The 18,295-nt window shown below is 64.9% G+C and carries 22 protein-coding genes; 2 read left to right on the forward strand and 20 right to left on the reverse strand.

What is annotated here, in order from left to right; genetic code table 11:
- Positions 1-20: 20 nt before the first annotated feature.
- From HMPREF2581_RS27005 to HMPREF2581_RS27020, 4 genes are all read right to left on the reverse strand, one after another.
- A complete protein-coding gene (locus HMPREF2581_RS27005) occupies positions 21-590 on the reverse strand; it encodes a DUF1285 domain-containing protein (RefSeq protein WP_003138614.1) in 570 nt (189 codons plus the stop codon).
- Positions 583-1,215 carry a DUF4823 domain-containing protein gene (locus HMPREF2581_RS27010; protein WP_003091112.1) on the reverse strand — a complete coding sequence of 211 codons (633 nt, stop codon included), beginning with the start codon at positions 1,213-1,215 and terminating at the stop codon, positions 583-585. Before HMPREF2581_RS27010 ends, HMPREF2581_RS27005 begins: the two co-directional genes overlap by 8 nt.
- A gap of 64 nt (positions 1,216-1,279) precedes the next feature.
- Positions 1,280-2,176: a radical SAM protein gene (locus tag HMPREF2581_RS27015; protein WP_003091113.1), complete on the reverse strand. Its 897-nt coding sequence runs from the start codon at positions 2,174-2,176 to the stop codon at positions 1,280-1,282.
- A 166-nt stretch (positions 2,177-2,342) separates the two neighbouring features.
- Positions 2,343-2,981, reverse strand: coding sequence for a TetR/AcrR family transcriptional regulator (locus HMPREF2581_RS27020; RefSeq protein ID WP_003091114.1), 639 nt, complete (start codon positions 2,979-2,981; stop codon positions 2,343-2,345).
- Positions 2,982-3,066: 85 nt separating this feature from the next.
- Between HMPREF2581_RS27020 and HMPREF2581_RS27025 the strand changes: the two genes are divergently transcribed.
- Complete coding sequence (locus tag HMPREF2581_RS27025; RefSeq protein WP_003138612.1) at positions 3,067-4,200, forward strand: aminotransferase class V-fold PLP-dependent enzyme; 1,134 nt, start codon at positions 3,067-3,069, stop codon at positions 4,198-4,200.
- Between the two features lie 225 nt (positions 4,201-4,425).
- Here HMPREF2581_RS27025 and HMPREF2581_RS27030 read toward each other — a convergent pair whose 3' ends face one another.
- The 13 genes from HMPREF2581_RS27030 to HMPREF2581_RS27090 all read right to left on the reverse strand — a co-directional run bounded on the left by HMPREF2581_RS27030 (position 4,426) and on the right by HMPREF2581_RS27090 (position 14,478).
- Positions 4,426-5,202, reverse strand: a complete 777-nt coding sequence (locus HMPREF2581_RS27030) for a TatD family hydrolase (protein ID WP_003091117.1) — start codon at positions 5,200-5,202, stop codon at positions 4,426-4,428.
- A gap of 14 nt (positions 5,203-5,216) precedes the next feature.
- Complete coding sequence (locus HMPREF2581_RS27035; protein WP_003091119.1) at positions 5,217-5,573, reverse strand: PilZ domain-containing protein; 357 nt, start codon at positions 5,571-5,573, stop codon at positions 5,217-5,219.
- Positions 5,574-5,606: 33 nt separating this feature from the next.
- Complete coding sequence (locus tag HMPREF2581_RS27040; RefSeq protein WP_003138609.1) at positions 5,607-6,593, reverse strand: DNA polymerase III subunit delta'; 987 nt, start codon at positions 6,591-6,593, stop codon at positions 5,607-5,609.
- Positions 6,586-7,218 (reverse strand): dTMP kinase, encoded by a 633-nt coding sequence (gene tmk / locus HMPREF2581_RS27045; RefSeq protein ID WP_003138599.1) that lies wholly within the window; start codon positions 7,216-7,218, stop codon positions 6,586-6,588. Before tmk ends, HMPREF2581_RS27040 begins: the two co-directional genes overlap by 8 nt.
- 28 nt (positions 7,219-7,246) lie before the next feature.
- The gene (mltG, locus tag HMPREF2581_RS27050) at positions 7,247-8,296 is read right to left on the reverse strand and encodes an endolytic transglycosylase MltG (protein WP_003091127.1); all 1,050 of its coding nucleotides are present in this window, start codon (positions 8,294-8,296) and stop codon (positions 7,247-7,249) included.
- A gap of 5 nt (positions 8,297-8,301) precedes the next feature.
- Positions 8,302-9,117 (reverse strand): aminodeoxychorismate lyase, encoded by an 816-nt coding sequence (gene pabC / locus HMPREF2581_RS27055; protein ID WP_003091129.1) that lies wholly within the window; start codon positions 9,115-9,117, stop codon positions 8,302-8,304.
- The gene (gene fabF / locus HMPREF2581_RS27060) at positions 9,117-10,361 is read right to left on the reverse strand and encodes a beta-ketoacyl-ACP synthase II (RefSeq protein WP_003104132.1); all 1,245 of its coding nucleotides are present in this window, start codon (positions 10,359-10,361) and stop codon (positions 9,117-9,119) included. The genes pabC and fabF overlap by 1 nt, the downstream gene beginning before the upstream one ends.
- 128 nt (positions 10,362-10,489) lie before the next feature.
- Positions 10,490-10,726, reverse strand: a complete 237-nt coding sequence (gene acpP / locus HMPREF2581_RS27065; protein WP_003091135.1) for an acyl carrier protein — start codon at positions 10,724-10,726, stop codon at positions 10,490-10,492.
- Positions 10,727-10,921: 195 nt separating this feature from the next.
- Positions 10,922-11,665: a 3-oxoacyl-ACP reductase FabG gene (gene fabG, locus HMPREF2581_RS27070; RefSeq protein WP_003091137.1), complete on the reverse strand. Its 744-nt coding sequence runs from the start codon at positions 11,663-11,665 to the stop codon at positions 10,922-10,924.
- Positions 11,666-11,687: 22 nt separating this feature from the next.
- Positions 11,688-12,626: an ACP S-malonyltransferase gene (gene fabD / locus HMPREF2581_RS27075; RefSeq protein WP_003091139.1), complete on the reverse strand. Its 939-nt coding sequence runs from the start codon at positions 12,624-12,626 to the stop codon at positions 11,688-11,690.
- A gap of 105 nt (positions 12,627-12,731) precedes the next feature.
- Entirely contained in the window at positions 12,732-13,742 is a 1,011-nt protein-coding gene (gene plsX / locus HMPREF2581_RS27080) for a phosphate acyltransferase PlsX (protein ID WP_071533934.1), read from the reverse strand.
- A 3-nt stretch (positions 13,743-13,745) separates the two neighbouring features.
- Entirely contained in the window at positions 13,746-13,928 is a 183-nt protein-coding gene (rpmF, locus tag HMPREF2581_RS27085; RefSeq protein WP_003091143.1) for a 50S ribosomal protein L32, read from the reverse strand.
- 13 nt (positions 13,929-13,941) lie between these two features.
- On the reverse strand, positions 13,942-14,478 hold the full coding sequence (locus HMPREF2581_RS27090) for a YceD family protein (RefSeq protein WP_003091144.1): 537 nt from the start codon (positions 14,476-14,478) through the stop codon (positions 13,942-13,944).
- A 109-nt stretch (positions 14,479-14,587) separates the two neighbouring features.
- Between HMPREF2581_RS27090 and HMPREF2581_RS27095 the strand changes: the two genes are divergently transcribed.
- Complete coding sequence (locus HMPREF2581_RS27095; RefSeq protein ID WP_003091145.1) at positions 14,588-15,166, forward strand: Maf family protein; 579 nt, start codon at positions 14,588-14,590, stop codon at positions 15,164-15,166.
- An 82-nt stretch (positions 15,167-15,248) separates the two neighbouring features.
- Here the strand turns inward: HMPREF2581_RS27095 and sppA are convergent, their stop codons facing one another.
- From sppA to rluC, 3 genes are read right to left on the reverse strand one after another with little or no spacing between them, the layout of a single operon-like run.
- A complete protein-coding gene (gene sppA, locus HMPREF2581_RS27100; RefSeq protein WP_003091146.1) occupies positions 15,249-16,229 on the reverse strand; it encodes a signal peptide peptidase SppA in 981 nt (326 codons plus the stop codon).
- Positions 16,222-16,914, reverse strand: coding sequence for an HAD-IA family hydrolase (locus HMPREF2581_RS27105; protein ID WP_003138595.1), 693 nt, complete (start codon positions 16,912-16,914; stop codon positions 16,222-16,224). The genes sppA and HMPREF2581_RS27105 overlap by 8 nt, the downstream gene beginning before the upstream one ends.
- Positions 16,907-17,863: a 23S rRNA pseudouridine(955/2504/2580) synthase RluC gene (rluC, locus tag HMPREF2581_RS27110; RefSeq protein ID WP_003104143.1), complete on the reverse strand. Its 957-nt coding sequence runs from the start codon at positions 17,861-17,863 to the stop codon at positions 16,907-16,909. The genes HMPREF2581_RS27105 and rluC overlap by 8 nt, the downstream gene beginning before the upstream one ends.
- Between the last annotated feature and the right edge of the window lie 432 nt (positions 17,864-18,295).

The raw sequence follows: 18,295 nt of genomic DNA on the forward strand, positions 1-18,295 counted from the left end.
CTTTTTTCATGCTGCGCCTGTCAGTCCGGCTGCGGGCCGATGGGAAAGAACTCGCCGTGGCTCCAGACGCCGAGCCATTCGATGCCGTCGATCCGGCGCGGCACCGCCAGCTCGACCAGCTGGTAGAACACGTTGCGATGCACCAGCGCCTCGAGGTTGTCGCGCACCCGCAGGTAGGGCGTGGGTTCCTGGGTGCGGGGGTCGATCTCGACGCGCAGCGGATGCCCGGCGTCCGCCTCGACCTCGTCCTCGACGTTGGTGGCGAAGCGCAGTACCTGCGCCCCGCCCTCGCCCTGCACCTGCAGGGTCACCGCGACGAAGGGCGCATCGTCGACGCGGATACCGACCTTTTCCACCGGAGTCACCAGGAAATAGTCGTCGCCGTCGCGGCGAATGATGCTGGAGAACAGCTTCACCATCGGCTTGCGTCCGATCGGCGTGCCCAGGTAGAACCAGGTACCGTCGCGGGCGATGCGCATGTCGATGTCGCCGCAGAACGGCGGATTCCACAGGTGCACGGGCGGCAGGCCCTTCTTTTCGCCCCTGGGGATCTGCGCCAGCAGGTCGTTGGCCTTGCCGGTATCACTCATAGCCTGTTCCTCGACTGTTCAGGCCCAGCAATTCCTGGGCGTATTGCTCCAGCGGCGGACGCAGCAGGTCTTCCGGGGTGGCGTCGTAGAACGTCAGGAAACCGCCGCGGCTGCGAATGGTCGCGCTGTCCACTAGGAAACGGGTGCTGGTCTCGATCAGCATGACCTGGATGACACTGCGATCGCGCCCGACCCGGCCGAGTTCCTCTTCGTCTTCCCACTCCTCCCAGTTGCCGATCCTGTTGTCGCCCCGGGCGAAACGGCAGTACAGCAGGTAGTGGGCGCCGGCGGCACGCGCCTCGCGCATCGCGTCGTCCAGGCCGAGCGGCGCCTTGGCGCGGCGCACCAGCGGGAAATACTCGACGAAACCTTCGAAGGCCTGCTCGGCCACCACGTTCGGCCGCGCGTACCGGTAGCCCGGCGGCACGAACGGGCCCTGGCCGATGTAGATGAAGGAGTCGGCCTGGATCCGCCGGTTGTTGCTGCGCTGGCTGGCGCTGTGATCGAGCACCCCGGCGTCGCGCAGGTAGTAGTCGGCGCCGTCGGCCAGGTCGCTGGGCTTCATGCAGGCGGACAGGCTGCCCAGGAGGAGCATCGCCAGGGCGATACGGAACAGGTGCAACATCGGTCATCTCCCCTGCCGGCGTCGGAAAACCGGCGAATGACGAGCCGATGCAGCTTCCGCGCCATCACAGGCCACGCTGCCACTCCTGGCGCAGGGCAGCGTGCTGCGGCTGCTCGATGGCCTGGCGGACCTCGGCCAGCAGGCGCGCCTTGTCGGCACCCAGCTCGCCCTTGAGCACCAGATAGTTGGAAGCGTGGTCGCTGCGAAATACCGTGTCTTCGAGCTCCAATCCCTGCAACAGGCGTTCGACCTCGACGAACAGGGCACGCCGATCCAGCGCCTCGAAATCGGCGAAGCCAGCACGGAAACGCTGCTCGCCGGTAGGGAAACTCACCACCAGGGTCGACAGGTACTCCGGCTGGGCGGCGTTCATCAGGCGCGCGGAGTTGTCCGCGTGCTGCGCGCTCAGGGTCATTCCGCCCAGACCGTTGAGGATCATCACCGAACGACTGATCCCCGCCTCGCCAAGCTTTTCCAGCGCATCCAGGGTAGAGGAATAGGTCTCGCCCTTGTTGACCCGTGCCAGCACTTCGTCGTCGCCGGACTCGGCGCCGACATAGGCCATTCGCAGCCCGGCGTCGGCCAGTTCGCGCAACTCGTCGACCGACTTCCTGCGCAGGTTGCGCGGCAGGCAGTAGCTGGATACCCGCTCCACCTCCGGCAAGTGCTCGCGAATCGCCTGCAGCACCGCGAGCAGCCGGCGGGTCGGCAATACCAGGGCGTCGCCATCGGCGAGAAACACCCGCTTGACGATCAGGCGCTCGCCGCAGCGGCGGATCTCCTCCAGTACCTCGTTCTCGTCGCGGGCGCGAAATTTCTTTTGCGGCTGGGTATACATCTCGCAAAAGCCGCATTTGTTCCAGGAACAGCCATTGGTCACCGGGAGGATCAGCGAATGCGCCTCGCTCGGGGGCCGGAACACCGGTTCGATGTAGTGGATGGGGAATTCACGGACACTCATCGGAGAACTCCTGAACGAACGTGGAGCCGCCAGCGGGCCGGTGCCGCCGGCGGATTCGCCGGAAATGGGCAGCCGACGTCCCGCCGGCGGATCGATGGGCGACGAGTATATCCCTGCCGGCAAAGAGTGCGCGGGGCGCAGTGACTGCGTCCCGGCACCACAGGCATCAGGCGCTGGGAGCGTCGCCTTCGCGCTTGCGCTTGTTGCCCATGCGCACGCCGATATCCATCAGGAAGTGGAAGAAACCTTCCTGGTCTTCCAGCACCTCGCGCCAGAACGGCGAGTGGTACAGCGCCACGGCGCCATGCACCAACGCCCAGGCAGCGCAATAATGGAAGTACGGCGGAACGTTCTCCAGCTTGCCGTCGGCGATACGCTCCTTGATCAGCTGGGTCAGGCGTTCGAAGTTGGAGGCGCGGATCTTGTGCAGTTCCTCGACCATCTCCGGCACCTGGCTGGTCTTCACCACCTTCTCTTCCAGGCGGTCGAACAGGCGGTAGCGCTGCGGATCGCGCATGCGGAACTCGAAGTAGGCGCGCGACAGGGCTTCCTTGTCGCGGGCTACGTCTTCGGAATGGAACAGGGCGGCGAGATCGCGCTCGTAGTCCAGCATCAGGCGCAGGTAGATCTCCGCCTTGGACTTGAAGTGCTTGTAGATCGTGCCTTTGCCGATGCCGACGGCATCCGCGATCATCTCGACCGTTACGCTGTCTTCCCCCTGTTCGAGGAACAGCTTGAGGGCGGTATCGAGAATCTCCTGTTCACGGCGACGAAATTCACGAACTTTGCGAGGCTCTTTCTGCATAAAAAGACTGTCAGGTCAAAATGAGTCAAAAATCGAAGCCGCGTATTATGCCTATTCAGCACGAAAATGCACGGAACATCCGACGATGAATTGTTACCAGGACGAATTCGACCAGACCAACGGTCTGCGCTACCTCAACCACGCAGCGGTCGCACCCTGGCCTAGACGCGCCGCCGACGCGGTGAGCGCCTTCGCCCGGGAGAACGTCGCCCACGGCGCCAGCGACTATCCGGAATGGCTGAAGATAGAACATCGCCTGCGCGAACGCCTTGCCCGACTGCTCAATGCGCGCGCCGGCAGCGACCTCGCACTGGTCAAGAACACCTCCGAGGCGCTTTCCTTCGTAGCCTTCGGCCTGGATTGGCGAGAGGGCGACCAGGTCGTCATCGGCAACGAGGAGTTCCCCTCCAATAGAGTGGTCTGGGAAGCCTTGCGCCCGCGCGGCGTCGAAGTGGTCGAGGTCGGTCTCGCCGGCGACGACCCCGAGGGCGCCCTGCTCGCCGCCTGCGGCCCACGCACCCGCCTGCTGTCGATCAGCGCGGTGCAGTACGCCAGCGGCCTGCGCCTTGACCTGGAGCGCATCGGCACGGGATGTCGCCGCCGCGGCGTGCTGTTCTGCATCGACGCGATCCAGCAGCTCGGCGCCCTGCCCTTCGACGTACAGGCCTACGATTGTGCCTTCGCCATGGCCGATGGGCACAAGTGGATGCTCGGCCCCGAAGGGCTGGGCGTCTTCTATTGCCATCCCGAGCAGCGCGAGCGCCTGGCGCTGCACGAATATGGCTGGCACATGCTGGAACATGCCCTCGATTACGAGCGTCGCGACTGGCGGCCGGCGCGCAGCGCCCGGCGCTTCGAATGCGGCAGCCCGAACATGCTCGGCGCGATGGCCCTGGAGGCCAGCCTGGGGCTGTTGGAGGAGGTCGGCATGGAGCGGGTCGGCAGAGACATCGCCGAGCGCGTCCAGTGGCTACAGGACGGTCTGTCGGGAATTCCCGGGGTACGCCTGCACAGCCCGCGGAACCCGAGCCGACGCGCGGGCATCCTGACCTTCAGCCTGGACGGCCAGGACAGCCGGACACTCTTCGAAACGCTTCGCCAGGAGCGGGTCATTTGCGCCCAGCGTGGCGGAGGTATCCGTTTTTCCCCGCACTTCTACACGAGTTCGACGGTGATCGACGACACCCTGGCGATCTTGCGCCAGGTCGCAGGCACCTAGGTGCTCAAGGACGGCGAGGGTATTCCAAATCTGTTTAAAAAACCGCCAGCCCTGTCTGGACGCCCCACGAACATGACCAATACTGAAAGGTACTGGCGCGCGGTATCTCCCCCCAAGTACCCAGCCAGTGAAGGTACCGAGGAATGCGTACCTTTGTTCCACTCCTAATGGTCTTGACCCGGATTCATCCCCCAGAACCCGGGTTTTTTTTATCCGTTTGTCGGCCTAGCGGGCCAACGGAAACAGCCGATGGAAATTGGCGGTAGTCTGCTCCGCCAGGGTTTCCAGGCTGACGCCACGCAACGTCGCGAGGAATTCGGCGACATCGCGCACGTATTCCGGCAGGTTCGGCTTGCCGCGATGGGGAATCGGCGCCAGGTAGGGCGAGTCGGTCTCCACCAGCAGGCGGTCGGCCGGTACCTGGCGAGCCACCTCGCGCAGGGCATCGGCATTGCGGAAGGTGACGATGCCGGACAGGGAAATGTAGAAGCCCAGGTCCAGCGCCGATCGCGCCATCTCCCAGTCCTCGGTGAAGCAATGCAGCACGCCGGCCTGCGGCAACGCCGCCTCGCGCAGCAGCGCCAGCGTATCGGCGCGCGCCTCGCGGGTGTGCACGATCACTGGCTTGGCGGTGATCCGCGCGGCTTCCAGGTGCAGGCGAAACGCCTCCTGCTGCAACTCGGCGGCTTCCGGTTCGTAGTGGTAGTCGAGGCCGGTCTCGCCGATCGCCACCACCCGCGGATGCGCCAGTTCGCCTAGCAGCCAGTCCAGCGCTGGCGCGCTTCCGGGCTCCAGGTCCAGCGGGTGCACGCCGACCGAACAGTGCACGTCGGCATAGCGCTCGGCCAGGGCCTTCACCGCCTGGGCATTGTCGGCGCTGACGCCGATGCAGAGGAATTGACCGACGCCACGCGCTCGCGCGGCATCCAGCGCCGCATCGAGCGAGCCGCCATGGGCGGCCAGGTCGAGGCGATCGAGGTGGCAGTGGGAATCGACCAGCATGATCCTGTCTAGCGTTACATCGTGTGGGTCGGCCGGTCCGACTTCAGCGCCCCGGCCAGGTAGGTTTCGATCTTGTTGCGGGCGGTGTTGTCACCGTCGTTGAACTGCACGCCGATGCCCGCCGCACGGTTGCCCTGAGCGCCCTTCGGGGTGATCCAGACGACCTTGCCGGCCACCGGGATCTTCTCCGGCTCTTCCATCAGGTTGAGCAGCATGAAGACCTCGTCGCCAAGCTTGTAGTTCTTGTTGGTGGGAATGAACAGCCCGCCGTTCCTGATGAACGGCATGTAGGCGGCGTAAAGCACGGACTTGTCCTTGATGGTCAAGGACAGGATGCCGTTACGCGGCCCCAGATTGGGTGGCAAACTCATGCAGGTTCCTGCCAGTCGAATATCAGCGGGATTCTAGCCCGGCCCGGGCAGGCTTGCCCACTGCACCAGCAGGGCTTCGAGAAGCAGGACACGGTTGAGGTTGGCCTTGTTCAACACTTTCTGCCGCTGTTGCAGCAGCCAGTCCTGCATGGCCAGCACCTTGGCCTGCCCGGACTTGTCGCCCAGGTACTGGATCACCTTGCGCATGTCGGCCAGCCCCAGCCCCTCCTCGTCGCGGGTCAACTGGTAGCGCAGGATGCCCAGCGTCCAGTCGCAGAACCAGTCGAACAGCAATGGCAGCGGCACGCTGTTCCAGCTTTCGGCCAGTGGGCTGGCGGCGATCTGCTGCTTGAGCAGCTTCTTCACCCCCTCGACCACCTGCGCGCGCTGCTCGCGCACACCCTGGCCGTGCAGGCGCTGGGCGGTGAGCGGCGAGCCGCCGGAAAGCGCCAACAGTTCCTCCAGGGCCTCGGCCGGCTCGTCGGGCAGGGCCCGCGCCAGCCATTCCAGACTCGCCGCCGCACCCGGCAAAGGGCAGGCCTGCTGCACGCAGCGGCTCTTGATGGTCGGCAACAGGCGGCTGGGCTGGTGGCTGATCAGCAGCAGCACGGTATCGCCCGAGGGCTCTTCGAGGCTTTTCAACAGGGCGTTGGCGGCATTCACGTTCATCGCCTCGGCGGGCTCGAGCAACACGACCTTGCGCCCGCCCAGTTGCGCGGTCTGCACCACGAAGCCAACCAGGTCGCGGACCTGGTCGACCCGGATCGGTTTCTCCGCTTCCTCCGGCTCCAGCACGAAGTAGTCCGGATGGGTACCGGCGGCCAGCAACTGGCAGGCCTTGCACTCGCCGCATGCGCCAGCGGCGGCGGGCCGCTGGCAGAGCAGCTGGGCGGCCCAATGCTCGGCCAGGGCGCGCTTGCCGATCCCGACGGGACCGTAGAGCAGATAGGCGTGGGCGTGCTGGGCGCGGCCGCCCAGTTGGCTCCAGAGCGCCTGCTGCCAGGGATAGATATCAGCCATTCAGACGCTCCAGCAGATTCGGCAGCAGCCGATCCAGGCCAGCCTGCACCTCGGTCAGCGGCAACCCGGCGTCGAGCACCTGGTAACGCTCCGGGGCCTGCGCGGCGCGCTGCAGGTAGGTCTGACGCACGGCCTCGAAGAAGCGTCGGTCCTCCTGCTCGAAACGGTCGAGCCGGCCACGCGCCGCCGCCCGCGCCAGGCCGATTTCCACCGGCAGGTCGAAGACCAGCGTGAGGTCGGGCCGCAGGTCGCCCTGGACGAAGCTTTCCAGCGCGGCGATGCGCACCTCCGGCAAGCCGCGCCCGCCGCCCTGGTAGGCATAGGTGGCATCGGTGAAGCGATCGCAGAGCACCACGGCCCCGCGCGCCAGTGCCGGACGGATGACCCCGGCGATATGCTGGGCCCGCGCGGCGAACATCAGCAACAGCTCGGTATCGGCGGCCATCGGCTCGTCGCCGGGCGCCAGCAGCAGCTCACGGATGCGCTCGGCGAGAGGCGTGCCGCCAGGCTCGCGGGTCAACTGCACCTCGATGCCGCGCTCGCGCAGACGCTCGGCCAGGTAGTCGCGGTTGGTGCTCTTGCCGGCCCCTTCCGGGCCCTCCAGGGTGACGAACAGGCCGGTCACACGGCACTCCTTATCTTGACTGCGCCGCTCATTGTGGCGGCGGGGTGATGGGCGCGGGGCTGGAGCGATAGTCCGAGCGACGCTTCAACTGATACTCGCGGACCGCCTTGTTGTGTTCGTCCAGGCTGCTGGAGAACACGTGGCTGCCATCGCCGCGCGCCACGAAATACAGGGTCTCGCCCTCGGCCGGATGCAGCGCGGCGCGAATAGCCTCGCGCCCGGCCAGGGCGATCGGGGTCGGCGGCATGCCCGGCACCACATAGGTATTGTAAGGGGTCGGTTCGCGCAGGTCGGCGCGGGTGATCTTGCCGTTGTAGCGCTCGCCCATGCCATAGATCACCGTCGGATCGGTCTGCAACAGCATGCCGCGCTGCAGGCGGCGGACGAAGACGCCGGCGATCTGCGAACGCTCTTCCGGCACGCCGGTTTCCTTTTCCACCAACGAGGCCATGATCAGCGCCTGGTAGGCGTCGCGATAAGGCAGGTCCTGGCTGCGGCCATCCCATTCCTTGGCGAGGATGTTCTGCATCCGCTGGTAGGCCTTGCGCAGTATGTCGATGTCGCGCATGCCACGGGTGTAGCGGTAGGTATCGGGGAAGAAGCGCCCTTCGGCCACTTCGTCGGGCTTGCCGAGGCGTTGCATGATCTCGCCGTCGCTCAGGCCGGCCAGGGTCTGCTCCAGCTTGCCCTGCCTGGCGAGCGCTTCGCGCACCTGGCGGAAACTCCAGCCCTCGACCAGGGTCAGGCTGTACTGCACCACCTCGCCTTCACGCCAGAGTTCCAGCAGGTCGGCGCCCGTCATCCCCGGCAAGAGGCGGTATTCACCGCTGTGCAGGGCCTGGCCCGGCAGGTTGAAACGCCAGTAGAGGCGCAGCCAGAACGCGCCATGGAGCACCTCTTCCTGCTCCAGACGCGCGAGCATGCCGCCCGGCGTGGAGCCCGAGGAAACGTCCAGCAGGCGCTCCTCGGTCAATTGCAGGGGCTGCTCCAGCGCCCGCTGCTGCTGCCATGCAGCCAGGCCGACGCAGAGGCCAACGAACAACAGGCCACTCTCCAGCAGCACCAGCAGTTTGCGCATCAAAGTCAGAAATCCAGGTCGTCGCGAAGTTGGTCTTGCAGTTTACGGGTCAGCTCGCCGACCGGCCAGACGTGCTCGTCCAATGCCCGGACCGGCCAGATGCCGAACTGGCTGTTGCACAGAAAGACCTCGTCGGCCGTCGCCAGTTCAGCCATGGAAACATCCCGTATCGCCAGCGGGACGCCGATTCCTTCGGCGCGCTCGAGCAATTCCGCGCGCATCACTCCCGCGACGCCGCAGCGCCGCAGGTCAGGCGCCACGAGGGTGCCGTCGAGAACCAGCAGCAGGTTGCTGAACACCCCCTCCACCACCCGCTCGTGCACGTCCAGCATGAGCCCTTCGGCATGCCCGGCGTCGCCCCACTCGGCACGGGCGAGGACCTGCTCCAGGCGATTGAGGTGCTTGAGGCCGGCCAGCAGGGGCTGCTCGGCCAGGCGCGTACGGCAGGCGAACAGGCGCACGCCTTGCTGCCAGTGGCGCTCGGGATAGGCCGGACGCGGCGATCCGGAGAGGATTCGCCGCGGCGAGGCCTCGGCAGGCGGCGCGTAGCCACGCAAACCCTCGCCGCGGGTGACGATCAGCTTGGCGACACCGTCGCCCAGCGCCGCGCAGAACGCCAGCAACTCCTGGCGCAACGCTGCGGCGTCGAGAGGGATCGCGAGGCGTCGACACCCCTCTTCCAGGCGCGCCAGGTGGCGCTCCAGGAGACGCGGCGTGCCGGCGCGCACCGCCAGGGTCTCGAACAGCCCGTCGCCATAGGCCAGTCCGCGATCGCGCACGGACAGCTCGGCGGCGGGCCGGCCGTCGACCCAGTCCAGCATCAGTCGGCGAACCTGCGGAACACCAGGGTGCCGTTGGTCCCGCCGAAACCGAACGAGTTCGACAGGGCCACGTCGATCTTGCGCGGCTTGGCTTCGTGGGCCACCAGGTCGAGGTCGCAACCTTCGTCCGGGTTGTCCAGGTTGATGGTCGGCGGGGCGACCTGGTCGCGCAGGGCCAGCACGCTGAAGATCGCCTCCACCGCACCGGCGGCACCCAACAGGTGGCCGGTCATCGACTTGGTCGAACTCATCGACAGCGCATGGGCATGCTCGCCGAACACGCTCTTCACCGCGGCGATCTCGGCGATGTCGCCGGCCGGGGTGGAGGTGCCATGGGCGTTGATGTAATCGACCTGACGAGGATCCAGGCCGGCATCGCGCAGCGCGTTCTTCATGCAGCGGGCGGCACCGGCGCCATCTTCCGGCGGCGCGGTCATGTGGAAGGCGTCGCCGCTCATGCCGAAGCCAACCAGCTCGGCATAGATCCGCGCGCCGCGGGCACGGGCGTGCTCCAGTTCTTCGAGCACCAGGGCGCCGGAACCGTCGGACAGGACGAAGCCGTCGCGATCCCGGTCCCACGGACGGCTGGCACGGGTCGGCTCGTCGTTGCGAGTGGAGAGCGCGCGAGCCGCGCCGAAACCGCCCAGGCCGAGACCGCAGGCAGCCATTTCGGAACCGCCGGCGACCATCACGTCGGCCTCGCCATAGGCGATGTTGCGAGCAGCCATGCCGATGCTGTGGGTACCGGTGGTGCAGGCGGTGGTGAGGGCGTAGTTGGGCCCCTGCAGACCCAGGTGGATCGACAGGAAGCCGGAAACCATGTTGATGATCGAACCGGGCACGAAGAACGGCGAGATGCGCCGCGGCCCCTGCTCGAACAGGGATCGGCAGTTGTTCTCGATATTGGTCAGGCCGCCGATACCGGAACCCATGGATACGCCGATACGCTCACGATTGGCGTCGGTGACCTCCAGGCCGGAATCGCGAACGGCCTGGAAGCTGGCGGCGAGACCGTACTGGATGAACAGGTCGAGCTTGCGGGCTTCCTTGGCGGACAGGTATTCCTCGACATTGAAACCCTTGACCGAACCACCGAAGCGGGTGGAATAGGCGGACAGGTCCATATGCTCGATCGGGGCGATCCCGCTGCGACCGGCGAGAATACCTTCCCAACTGCTCGGGACATCCAGGCCCAGCGGCGACAGCATGCCCATGCCAGTAATGACGACGCGTCTACGCGACACTACGACTTCCTCTTTCTCATTTCACGGGGTTGCGCCGACAGACTACCAGAGTAGGTAAGGCGCTAAAGAAAAGCCGCACGCCCTTACAGGCTGTGCGGCTTTTCCACGTCGGAAAATCCGACGACTACTTATTGCTGGTGAGCAACGATGTAGTCGATGGCTTCCTGAACGGTGGTGATCTTTTCAGCTTTCTCGTCAGGGATTTCGGTCTCGAATTCCTCTTCCAGAGCCATCACCAGCTCGACGGTGTCAAGGGAGTCGGCGCCCAGGTCTTCGACGAAGGAAGCGCTGTTGGTGACTTCTTCTTCCTTCACGCCGAGTTGTTCAGCGACGATCTTCTTAACGCGTTCTTCGATGGTGCTCATACCTTGTTTTCACTCCTATGGAAAATCCGAGCAGCTGGGCTGCGGGTAAGTGTATAGAAAGGGTTTTCTGCTTTTCAAGCTGAACGCCTCACCTTCCCACGGCCACTTCGATAATTCTATCTAATAACCCGGCTGCAATTCCGCAACGAATTCTAGACAGCGCTTATGACAGACCCGAGAAAGGTAACGTCACATTCAGCTCATGTACATCCCACCATTGACCGGCACGGTGGCCCCGGTCACATAGGCTGCGCCGTCCGAAGCGAGGAAGCCGACCACCTTGGCGATCTCTTCCGCCTGCCCCAGGCGACCCAGCGGAATCTGGCCCAGCAGCGCTTCGCGCTGGGCTTCCGGCAGCTCGCGGGTCATGTCGGTGTCGATGAAGCCCGGCGCCACCGCATTCACGGTAATGGCACGCGAACCGACTTCCCGGGCCAGCGCACGGGTGAAGCCTTCCAGGCCGGCCTTCGCCGCGGCATAGTTGGTTTGCCCGGCATTGCCCATGGCGCCGACCACGGAACCGATGTTGATGATGCGCCCCCAGCGGGCCTTGGTCATACCGCGCAGAACGGCTTTCGACAGACGGTAGAGACTGTTCAGGTTGGTGTTGACCACATCGAACCACTCGTCGTCTTTCATGCGCACCAGCAGATTATCGCGGGTGATGCCGGCGTTATTGACCACGATCAGCGGTTGGCCGAGATGCTGCTGGATGTGCTCCAGGGTCGCGGCTACGGATTCGTCGCTGGAAACGTCCAGGACCAGGCCCGCACCCTCGACGCCATTGGCCTTGAGGGTTTCGGCGATCTTCTCGGCGCCGGACGCGCTGGTCGCGGTGCCGATGACCACGGCACCCAGGCGCCCCAGTTCCAGCGCAATCGCCTGGCCGATGCCACGGCTGGCGCCGGTTACCAATGCGACCTTACCTTGCAGACTCATGGGATTCTCTCCTTTCTCTCTCTCAGGCCAGGGCGGCGCGCGTGGCGGCGAACGCCTCGACACCATCCAGGCCATGGGTATTGATGCCCTTCGCACAGCGCCTGTTGAGGCCTGCCAGGACCTTGCCCGGCCCGCACTCGACCAGCTCGGTGACGCCCTTTTCCGCCAGCAGCTGGATGCTCTCCACCCAGCGAACCGGGCTGTACAGCTGTGCCAGCAGGTCGCGGCGCAGCGTATCGAGATCAGCCGGCACGGCGGCGCTGACGTTCTGCACCAGCGCAATCTTCGGCGCCTGCCACTGCAAGCTTTCGACCGAGGCGGCGAACTGCTCGGCGGCCGGACGCATCAGTTCGCAATGCGACGGCACGCTGACCGGCAGCGCCACCGCGCGCTTGGCGCCGCGCGCCTTGCACGCCTCGATGGCACGCTCCACGGCAGCCGCGGCACCGGCGATCACTACCTGCCCCGGCGCGTTGAAGTTGACCGCGCTGACCACCTCGCCCTGGGCCGCCTCGGCACAGGCCGCCAATACATCGGCGTCTTCCAGGCCTAGGATCGCGGCCATGCCGCCCTGCCCCGCCGGAACCGCCTGCTGCATCAGTTGGCCCCTACGCTCGACCAGCTTGACCGCATCGGCGAACGCCAGGCTTTCGGCCGCGACCAGCGCGGAATATTCGCCCAAGCTGTGCCCGGCGACGAACGCCGGGCGCGCGCCGCCCTCGGCCAGCCAGAGGCGCCAGAGCGCGATCGAAACCGTGAGGATGGCCGGCTGGGTCTTGTCGGTCTGGTTCAGGCGCTCTTCAGGTCCATTCTGGACCAGCGCCCAAAGGTCGTAACCGAGCGCCTCGGAGGCCTCGGCGAAGGTATCGCGCACCAGCGCCTGCTGGGCGCCCAGCTCGGCCAGCATGCCGAGGGATTGCGAACCCTGGCCGGGGAAGACGAATGCGAGGGATGCAGACATTGAATAGGTCCCTTGTGGTCTTTTGCTCGTCAGAGATAACGCGCCAGCCGCGACTGGCGCAGGAAACTGAGTGTTGGATGGCTGCCTGGACCGCCCGGTCACACATTAGAGCAGCAGATGCTCGAGACGGCCATGCAATCGTTGCGGCAGGTTTTCCCGGACTTCCAGTGCCGCGCGACGCAAGGCGCTCTGGAAACCCTCCTCGGCGGCAGACCCATGGCTTTTCACCACTATCCCCTGCAATCCGAGGAAACTGGCGCCGTTATAGCGTGCCGGAGCGATATCGCCGCGCAGCCGGCGCAGCAGCGGCAACGCCAGCGCACCGACCAGCTTCGCCGCCAGTCCATCGCGGAAGCGCTGTTCGATCCGCGCCGACACCATGGCAGCCAGGCCTTCGCTGGCCTTCAGCAGGATGTTGCCGACGAAACCGTCGCAGACCACCACGTCGGCCTCGCCGCGATACAGGCCATCGCCCTCTATATATCCGCTGAAATTCAACCCCTGCGCCTTCTGCAACAGGCTCGCCGCCAGCTTGACCTGCTGGTTGCCCTTGATCTCCTCGGTCCCCACGTTGAGCAGGGCGACCCGGGGCGAGACGCAGCCCAAGGCCTCTGCCGCCACCGCGCCCATCACCGCGAACTGGTAGAGATGCTCGGCACTGCAATCCACGTTGGCGCCGAGGTCGAGCAGATGACAATGCCCCTTCTCGGTCGGAACCGCCGTCACCATCGCAGGGCGGTCGATACCGGGCAGGGTCTTCAGCAGGTGCCGCGACAGCGCCATCAACGCCCCGGTATTGCCGGCGCTGACGCACGCGTGCGCCCGGCCGTCGCGGACCAGCTCCAGCGCCACGCGCATGGAGGCGTCCGGCTTGCCACGCAAGGCCTGGGAGGGACGTTCGTCTGAACCTATCACTTCGCTGGCCGCATGCACGCGCAGGCGCTGCCGGTCGAGCGACGGATAGCGGGAAAGGAGTTCTTCGAGGAGGGCAGGCTGACCGACGAGGATCAGTTGCGAAGAGGAATTCTCGGCCAGGAAGGCAATAGAGGCCGGAACAACGCAGTGGGGACCGAAGTCCCCACCCATTGCATCAATCGCGATGATTGGTGCGGACAAGGATTACTCGTCGGAGCCCTTGTCTACTACCTTACGGCCGCGATAGAAGCCGTCCGGGGATACGTGGTGGCGCAGGTGGACTTCACCTGTGCTCTTTTCCACGGACAGAGCATTGGACTCGAGCGCATCGTGGGAACGACGCATGTCACGAGCGGAACGAGACTTTTTGTTCTGCTGAACAGCCATGATTGATTAACTCCTAAACGTTTGGGTCACGCTTCAACTGTGCCAGTACGCTGAACGGATTAGGACGCTTGTCCTCGACTTCGCTCGACTCCGGCTCGTCTTCGACGACGAATCCAGCCGGGTGCTGACATACTTCGGGGTCATGGGCCGGAACGATGGGTAAGGCGAGCAACAGCTCGTCCTCGACCAGCGCCAGCAGGTCCAGGGGTTCCTCCCCCACTTCCAGCGCATCGTACCCCTTCGGCAGACCGTCGGCGGACTGACCTTCCCGAAGAATGGCGTAGGTATATTCGCCATGCACGGGAATGGCCGCCGCATCCAGGCAGCGTTGGCATACCATGCTCACCTCGGTATCGAGCTGCATATGCATGACCGCCAGCTTCTGGTGGTCGCGCTCGAAGGAAACCTTCACGCGCACCTCACCGGCATCGCTGGTCAGTTGCTCGCATACACGCGGCATATCGGCGAGCGCGTACACACCCTCGAGGGTGGCGCCGCGGTCGACCAACTTGCGCGGATCGATATGAGGTGGAATCGGCCCATTCAACATAAGCGCGCCATTATAGGGACGCCCCCGCGCCTGTCAAAGGAAATTAGCCATAAACCGCTGTAAGGACGAGTCTTTTCGTTAAAATCGGCCGCTCGCCATGGAGAACCTCATGCCCGACCTGATCCTCGCCTCCAGCTCCCCCTACCGACGCGAACTCCTGACCCGCCTGCGCCTTCCCTTCGAAAGCGCCAGCCCCGATATCGACGAAAGCCATCGCCCCGGGGAAAGTGCCGAGGAACTGGTGCGCCGCCTTTCCGCCAGCAAGGCCGAAGCGCTGGCCGGACGCTATCCGCAACACCTGGTGATCGGCTCCGACCAGGTCGCCGTACTCGATGGCGACATCCTCGGCAAGCCGCACACCCCCGAACGCGCCATCCAGCAGCTACGGGACGCCAGCGGCAATAGCGTGACCTTCCTCACCGGACTGGCCCTCCTCAACAGCGCCAGCCGGCGCATCCAGGTGGCATGCGTGCCGTTCACCGTGCACTTCCGCCACCTCGACGAGAGCCGCATCCGCCGCTACGTCGAAGCGGAACGCCCATTGGACTGCGCCGGCAGCTTCAAGGCGGAAGGCCTGGGCGTCAGCCTGTTCCGCGCCACCGAAGGAGAGGACGCCACCAGCCTGGTAGGGCTGCCCCTGATCCGCCTGGTCGACATGCTCCTCGAGGAAGGCGTCGAAATCCCCTGAGCCGGCATTCCCATATCCGGCATTCCCATATAAAGAAGCCCGGCTTCGGCCGGGCTTCTTTATATAAGGAAGGGAAACGCTCTCAGCGCAATACCGGGCCCTGCCAGCCCATCCACAGCGCGAGGCGCTCCGCCACACTGGCACCGAACTTCTTGGCGAAGCGATCGAAAGGCGACTCCTGCACGGTGTAATCCTCGATCTTCTTCTCCTTCACCACTTCGCGCGCCACATAGCTGGCATTGCCCAGACCGTCGATCAAACCGAGCTGCAATGCCTGTTCGCCGGACCAGACCAGACCCGAGAACAGCTCCGGATGCCCCTCGACCTTGAGCCGGTCGCCGCGCCCTTTTTTCACGCTGTCGATGAACTGCTTGTGGGTAGTATCCAGCACCTGCTGCCAGAACTGAGTCTCCTCGGGCTTTTGCGGCTGGAAAGGATCGAGGAACGACTTGTGCTCGCCGGAGGTATAGACGCGTCGCTCGACACCGAGCTTCTCCATGGTGCCGACGAAACCGAAGCTGGCCGCCGTCACGCCGATGGAACCGACCAGACTGGCCTTGTCGGCGTAGATCTGGTCGGCGGCGCTGGCGATGTAGTAGGCGCCGGAGGCACCCAGGTCGCTGATCACCGCATAGACCTTGACGTTCGGGTGCTCGCCGCGCAGGCGACGAATCTCGTCATAGATATAGCCCGACTGCACCGGACTGCCGCCCGGACTGTTGATCCGCAGGACGATCCCCTTGGTACCCTCATCCTTGAACGCCGCGCGCAAGGCCGTGACGATATTGTCGGCACTGGCCGGCTCATCGTCGGCGATCATACCCTTCACCTCAATCAGCGCCGTGTGGCTACCGCTGCGCGAGGCCGATTTCTCCAGGCTGCCGAACGGACTGAAGGCCAGCAGCACGACAAAGAGATAGATGAAGGTCAGCGACTTGAAGAATATCCCCCAGCGCCGCGCCCGCCGCTGCTCCTGGACCCCGGCGAGAACCGCCTTCTCCAGCAGCTTCCAGCTCTTGTCGTCATTCGCCTTCGGCGTTTCCGACTTCCACTCGTCAGACATGCTCAACCACTCCTGAAACCGCCTCACGTCGAGCACCGCCCAACCAGGCGCGCAACTCGGTGAAATGCTCAACTTCCAGCCGCGGCGCATAAGGCCGCAACTGCTCCAGCGATTGGGCGCCATAGGCCACCGCAACCGAATCCATCCCCGCCCGTCGCGCCATTTCCAGGTCGAACGGCGAATCACCGATCATCAGCGCCCGCCCCGGCTCGACCCGGCAGTGCGCCAGGATCTCGTGGAGCATCAACGGGTCCGGCTTGCTGGCCGTTTCGTCGGCGCAGCGGGTGATATCGAAGAAATCGCTCCAGCCATGCCCTGCCAGCACCCGGTCCAGGCCGCGCCGACTCTTGCCGGTGGCGACCGCCAGGCGGAACCCGGCCTCGCGAAAATGCACCATGGCTTCGGCCACGCCGGGAAACAACCGCGACGACTGCGCCTCCTGCGCCAGGTAATGCTCGCTGTAGGCACGCCGGAAACGCTCGACCAGAGCAGGATCGCCAACCTCCGGATAGAGCGAAGCGATCGCCTCGGGCAAGCCGAGGCCGATGATGCCCTTGATCCGGGTATCGTCCCGCTCCGGCAGAGCGGTTTCCCGCGCCGCTGCCTTCATCGAATCGACGATGCGCGCGATCGAGTCGACCAGGGTGCCGTCCCAATCGAATACCAGCAACGCGTAATCAGTCATTCAAACGCTCCAGCGAACGCTGCCACATCTCGTCCACCGGCGCCTCCAGCTCCAGCACCTGCCCGTCGGGCAGCGGCACGCGCAACTGCGCGGCATGCAGGAACAGGCGCTTGCCGCCCAACTCGCGGATCTCGCGGGAGAAATCCTCGTCGCCATACTTCGGGTCGCCGGCGATGGCATGCCCGGCGTGCTTGGCATGCACGCGGATCTGGTGGGTCCGCCCGGTGATCGGGCGTGCTTCCACCAGGGTGGCGAAATCGCCGAAGCGACGCAGCACCCGGAACTCGGTCAGCGCGTCCTTGCCCTCGACGTTCACCTCTACCATTCGCTCGCCCGAACGCAGGTTGTTCTTCAGCAGCGGCGCGCGCACGTTCTTCTTGCCAGCCGGCCAGTGGCCACGGACCAGGGCGTGATAGCGCTTGTCGACGATCTTCTCGCCCCGCAGGGCCTCATGCAGGTGACGCAACATGCTGCGCTTCTTGGCGATCATCAGCAGGCCGGAGGTATCGCGATCGAGACGATGCACCAATTCGATATCCTTGGCATCGGGGCGCAACTGACGAAACACCTCGATGACCCCGGCGCTCACGCCGCTGCCGCCATGCACGGCGATCCCGGCGGGCTTGTTGACCACGATCAGCGCCTTGTCCTCGTAGACGATCGCCGCCTCCATCCGCTCCAGCAGCCCCTGCGCCAGCGGCGCCGGCTCATCACGCTCGGCCAGGCGCAGCGGCGGCACGCGCACCTGGTCTCCGGCCTGGAGCCGATAGTCGGGCTTGATCCGCCCCTTGTTCACGCGCACTTCGCCCTTACGCAGGATGCGATAGATCAGGGTCTTGGGCGCACCCTTGAGACGGGCGATAAGGAAATTGTCGATACGTTGACCAGCCAGTTCCGGCGGCACATCGAGCAGCTGGACACCGGTGGTCGGAGAGGCGGGAGTAGTCATCCGTACATCATAACAATTTTTCATTCAATTGAAGCACTTAATCATTGCTGCTATAGTCGGGAAGCCGCCATAAGCGGCCTGGCCTGCGGATGATTGCCAACCTGCATTTCCCCCTCGCCTGCAAACACTTTGAACGGACGTCAGGCCGTCCTACAGAGGCGTTTCAGCGGAAATACGAAAATTTCCAACCCGCTAACGACTCGAAACCAAAGCCTTGAAACATGAGCCGCGACCACTTCGGTGAGCGCGAGATGCCAACCCGCTCCGGATACTGCGAGCGGCGCCCGATTCTTAAGGAACATGTGTAGGGTGGAGATGTACGGCTGTTGGACTGCGTAGCTTCTAGCTTGATCCAGACGCATTTTTCGTCCGCCTCCGACAGCCGATTCCTCCTCCTGACTCAAGTGCTTCTGAAACACAGGAAGCAGGAGA

It is taken from the genome of Pseudomonas sp. HMSC057H01, from assembly GCF_001836405.1.
Lineage (GTDB): Bacteria > Pseudomonadota > Gammaproteobacteria > Pseudomonadales > Pseudomonadaceae > Pseudomonas > Pseudomonas aeruginosa.

What these genes read in the sequence shown, in the direction of transcription:
- HMPREF2581_RS27005 (WP_003138614.1), bottom strand. Translation starts at nt 590, where the DNA reads ATGAGTGATACCGGCAAGGCCAACGACCTGCTGGCGCAGATCCCCAGG.
- HMPREF2581_RS27010 (WP_003091112.1), bottom strand. Translation starts at nt 1,215, where the DNA reads ATGTTGCACCTGTTCCGTATCGCCCTGGCGATGCTCCTCCTGGGCAGC.
- HMPREF2581_RS27015 (WP_003091113.1), bottom strand. Translation starts at nt 2,176, where the DNA reads ATGAGTGTCCGTGAATTCCCCATCCACTACATCGAACCGGTGTTCCGG.
- HMPREF2581_RS27020 (WP_003091114.1), bottom strand. Translation starts at nt 2,981, where the DNA reads ATGCAGAAAGAGCCTCGCAAAGTTCGTGAATTTCGTCGCCGTGAACAG.
- HMPREF2581_RS27025 (WP_003138612.1), top strand. Translation starts at nt 3,067, where the DNA reads ATGAATTGTTACCAGGACGAATTCGACCAGACCAACGGTCTGCGCTAC.
- HMPREF2581_RS27030 (WP_003091117.1), bottom strand. Translation starts at nt 5,202, where the DNA reads ATGCTGGTCGATTCCCACTGCCACCTCGATCGCCTCGACCTGGCCGCC.
- HMPREF2581_RS27035 (WP_003091119.1), bottom strand. Translation starts at nt 5,573, where the DNA reads ATGAGTTTGCCACCCAATCTGGGGCCGCGTAACGGCATCCTGTCCTTG.
- HMPREF2581_RS27040 (WP_003138609.1), bottom strand. Translation starts at nt 6,593, where the DNA reads ATGGCTGATATCTATCCCTGGCAGCAGGCGCTCTGGAGCCAACTGGGC.
- mltG (WP_003091127.1), bottom strand. Translation starts at nt 8,296, where the DNA reads ATGCGCAAACTGCTGGTGCTGCTGGAGAGTGGCCTGTTGTTCGTTGGC.
- pabC (WP_003091129.1), bottom strand. Translation starts at nt 9,117, where the DNA reads ATGCTGGACTGGGTCGACGGCCGGCCCGCCGCCGAGCTGTCCGTGCGC.
- acpP (WP_003091135.1), bottom strand. Translation starts at nt 10,726, where the DNA reads ATGAGCACCATCGAAGAACGCGTTAAGAAGATCGTCGCTGAACAACTC.
- fabG (WP_003091137.1), bottom strand. Translation starts at nt 11,665, where the DNA reads ATGAGTCTGCAAGGTAAGGTCGCATTGGTAACCGGCGCCAGCCGTGGC.
- fabD (WP_003091139.1), bottom strand. Translation starts at nt 12,626, where the DNA reads ATGTCTGCATCCCTCGCATTCGTCTTCCCCGGCCAGGGTTCGCAATCC.
- rpmF (WP_003091143.1), bottom strand. Translation starts at nt 13,928, where the DNA reads ATGGCTGTTCAGCAGAACAAAAAGTCTCGTTCCGCTCGTGACATGCGT.
- HMPREF2581_RS27090 (WP_003091144.1), bottom strand. Translation starts at nt 14,478, where the DNA reads ATGTTGAATGGGCCGATTCCACCTCATATCGATCCGCGCAAGTTGGTC.
- HMPREF2581_RS27095 (WP_003091145.1), top strand. Translation starts at nt 14,588, where the DNA reads ATGCCCGACCTGATCCTCGCCTCCAGCTCCCCCTACCGACGCGAACTC.
- sppA (WP_003091146.1), bottom strand. Translation starts at nt 16,229, where the DNA reads ATGTCTGACGAGTGGAAGTCGGAAACGCCGAAGGCGAATGACGACAAG.
- HMPREF2581_RS27105 (WP_003138595.1), bottom strand. Translation starts at nt 16,914, where the DNA reads ATGACTGATTACGCGTTGCTGGTATTCGATTGGGACGGCACCCTGGTC.
- rluC (WP_003104143.1), bottom strand. Translation starts at nt 17,863, where the DNA reads ATGACTACTCCCGCCTCTCCGACCACCGGTGTCCAGCTGCTCGATGTG.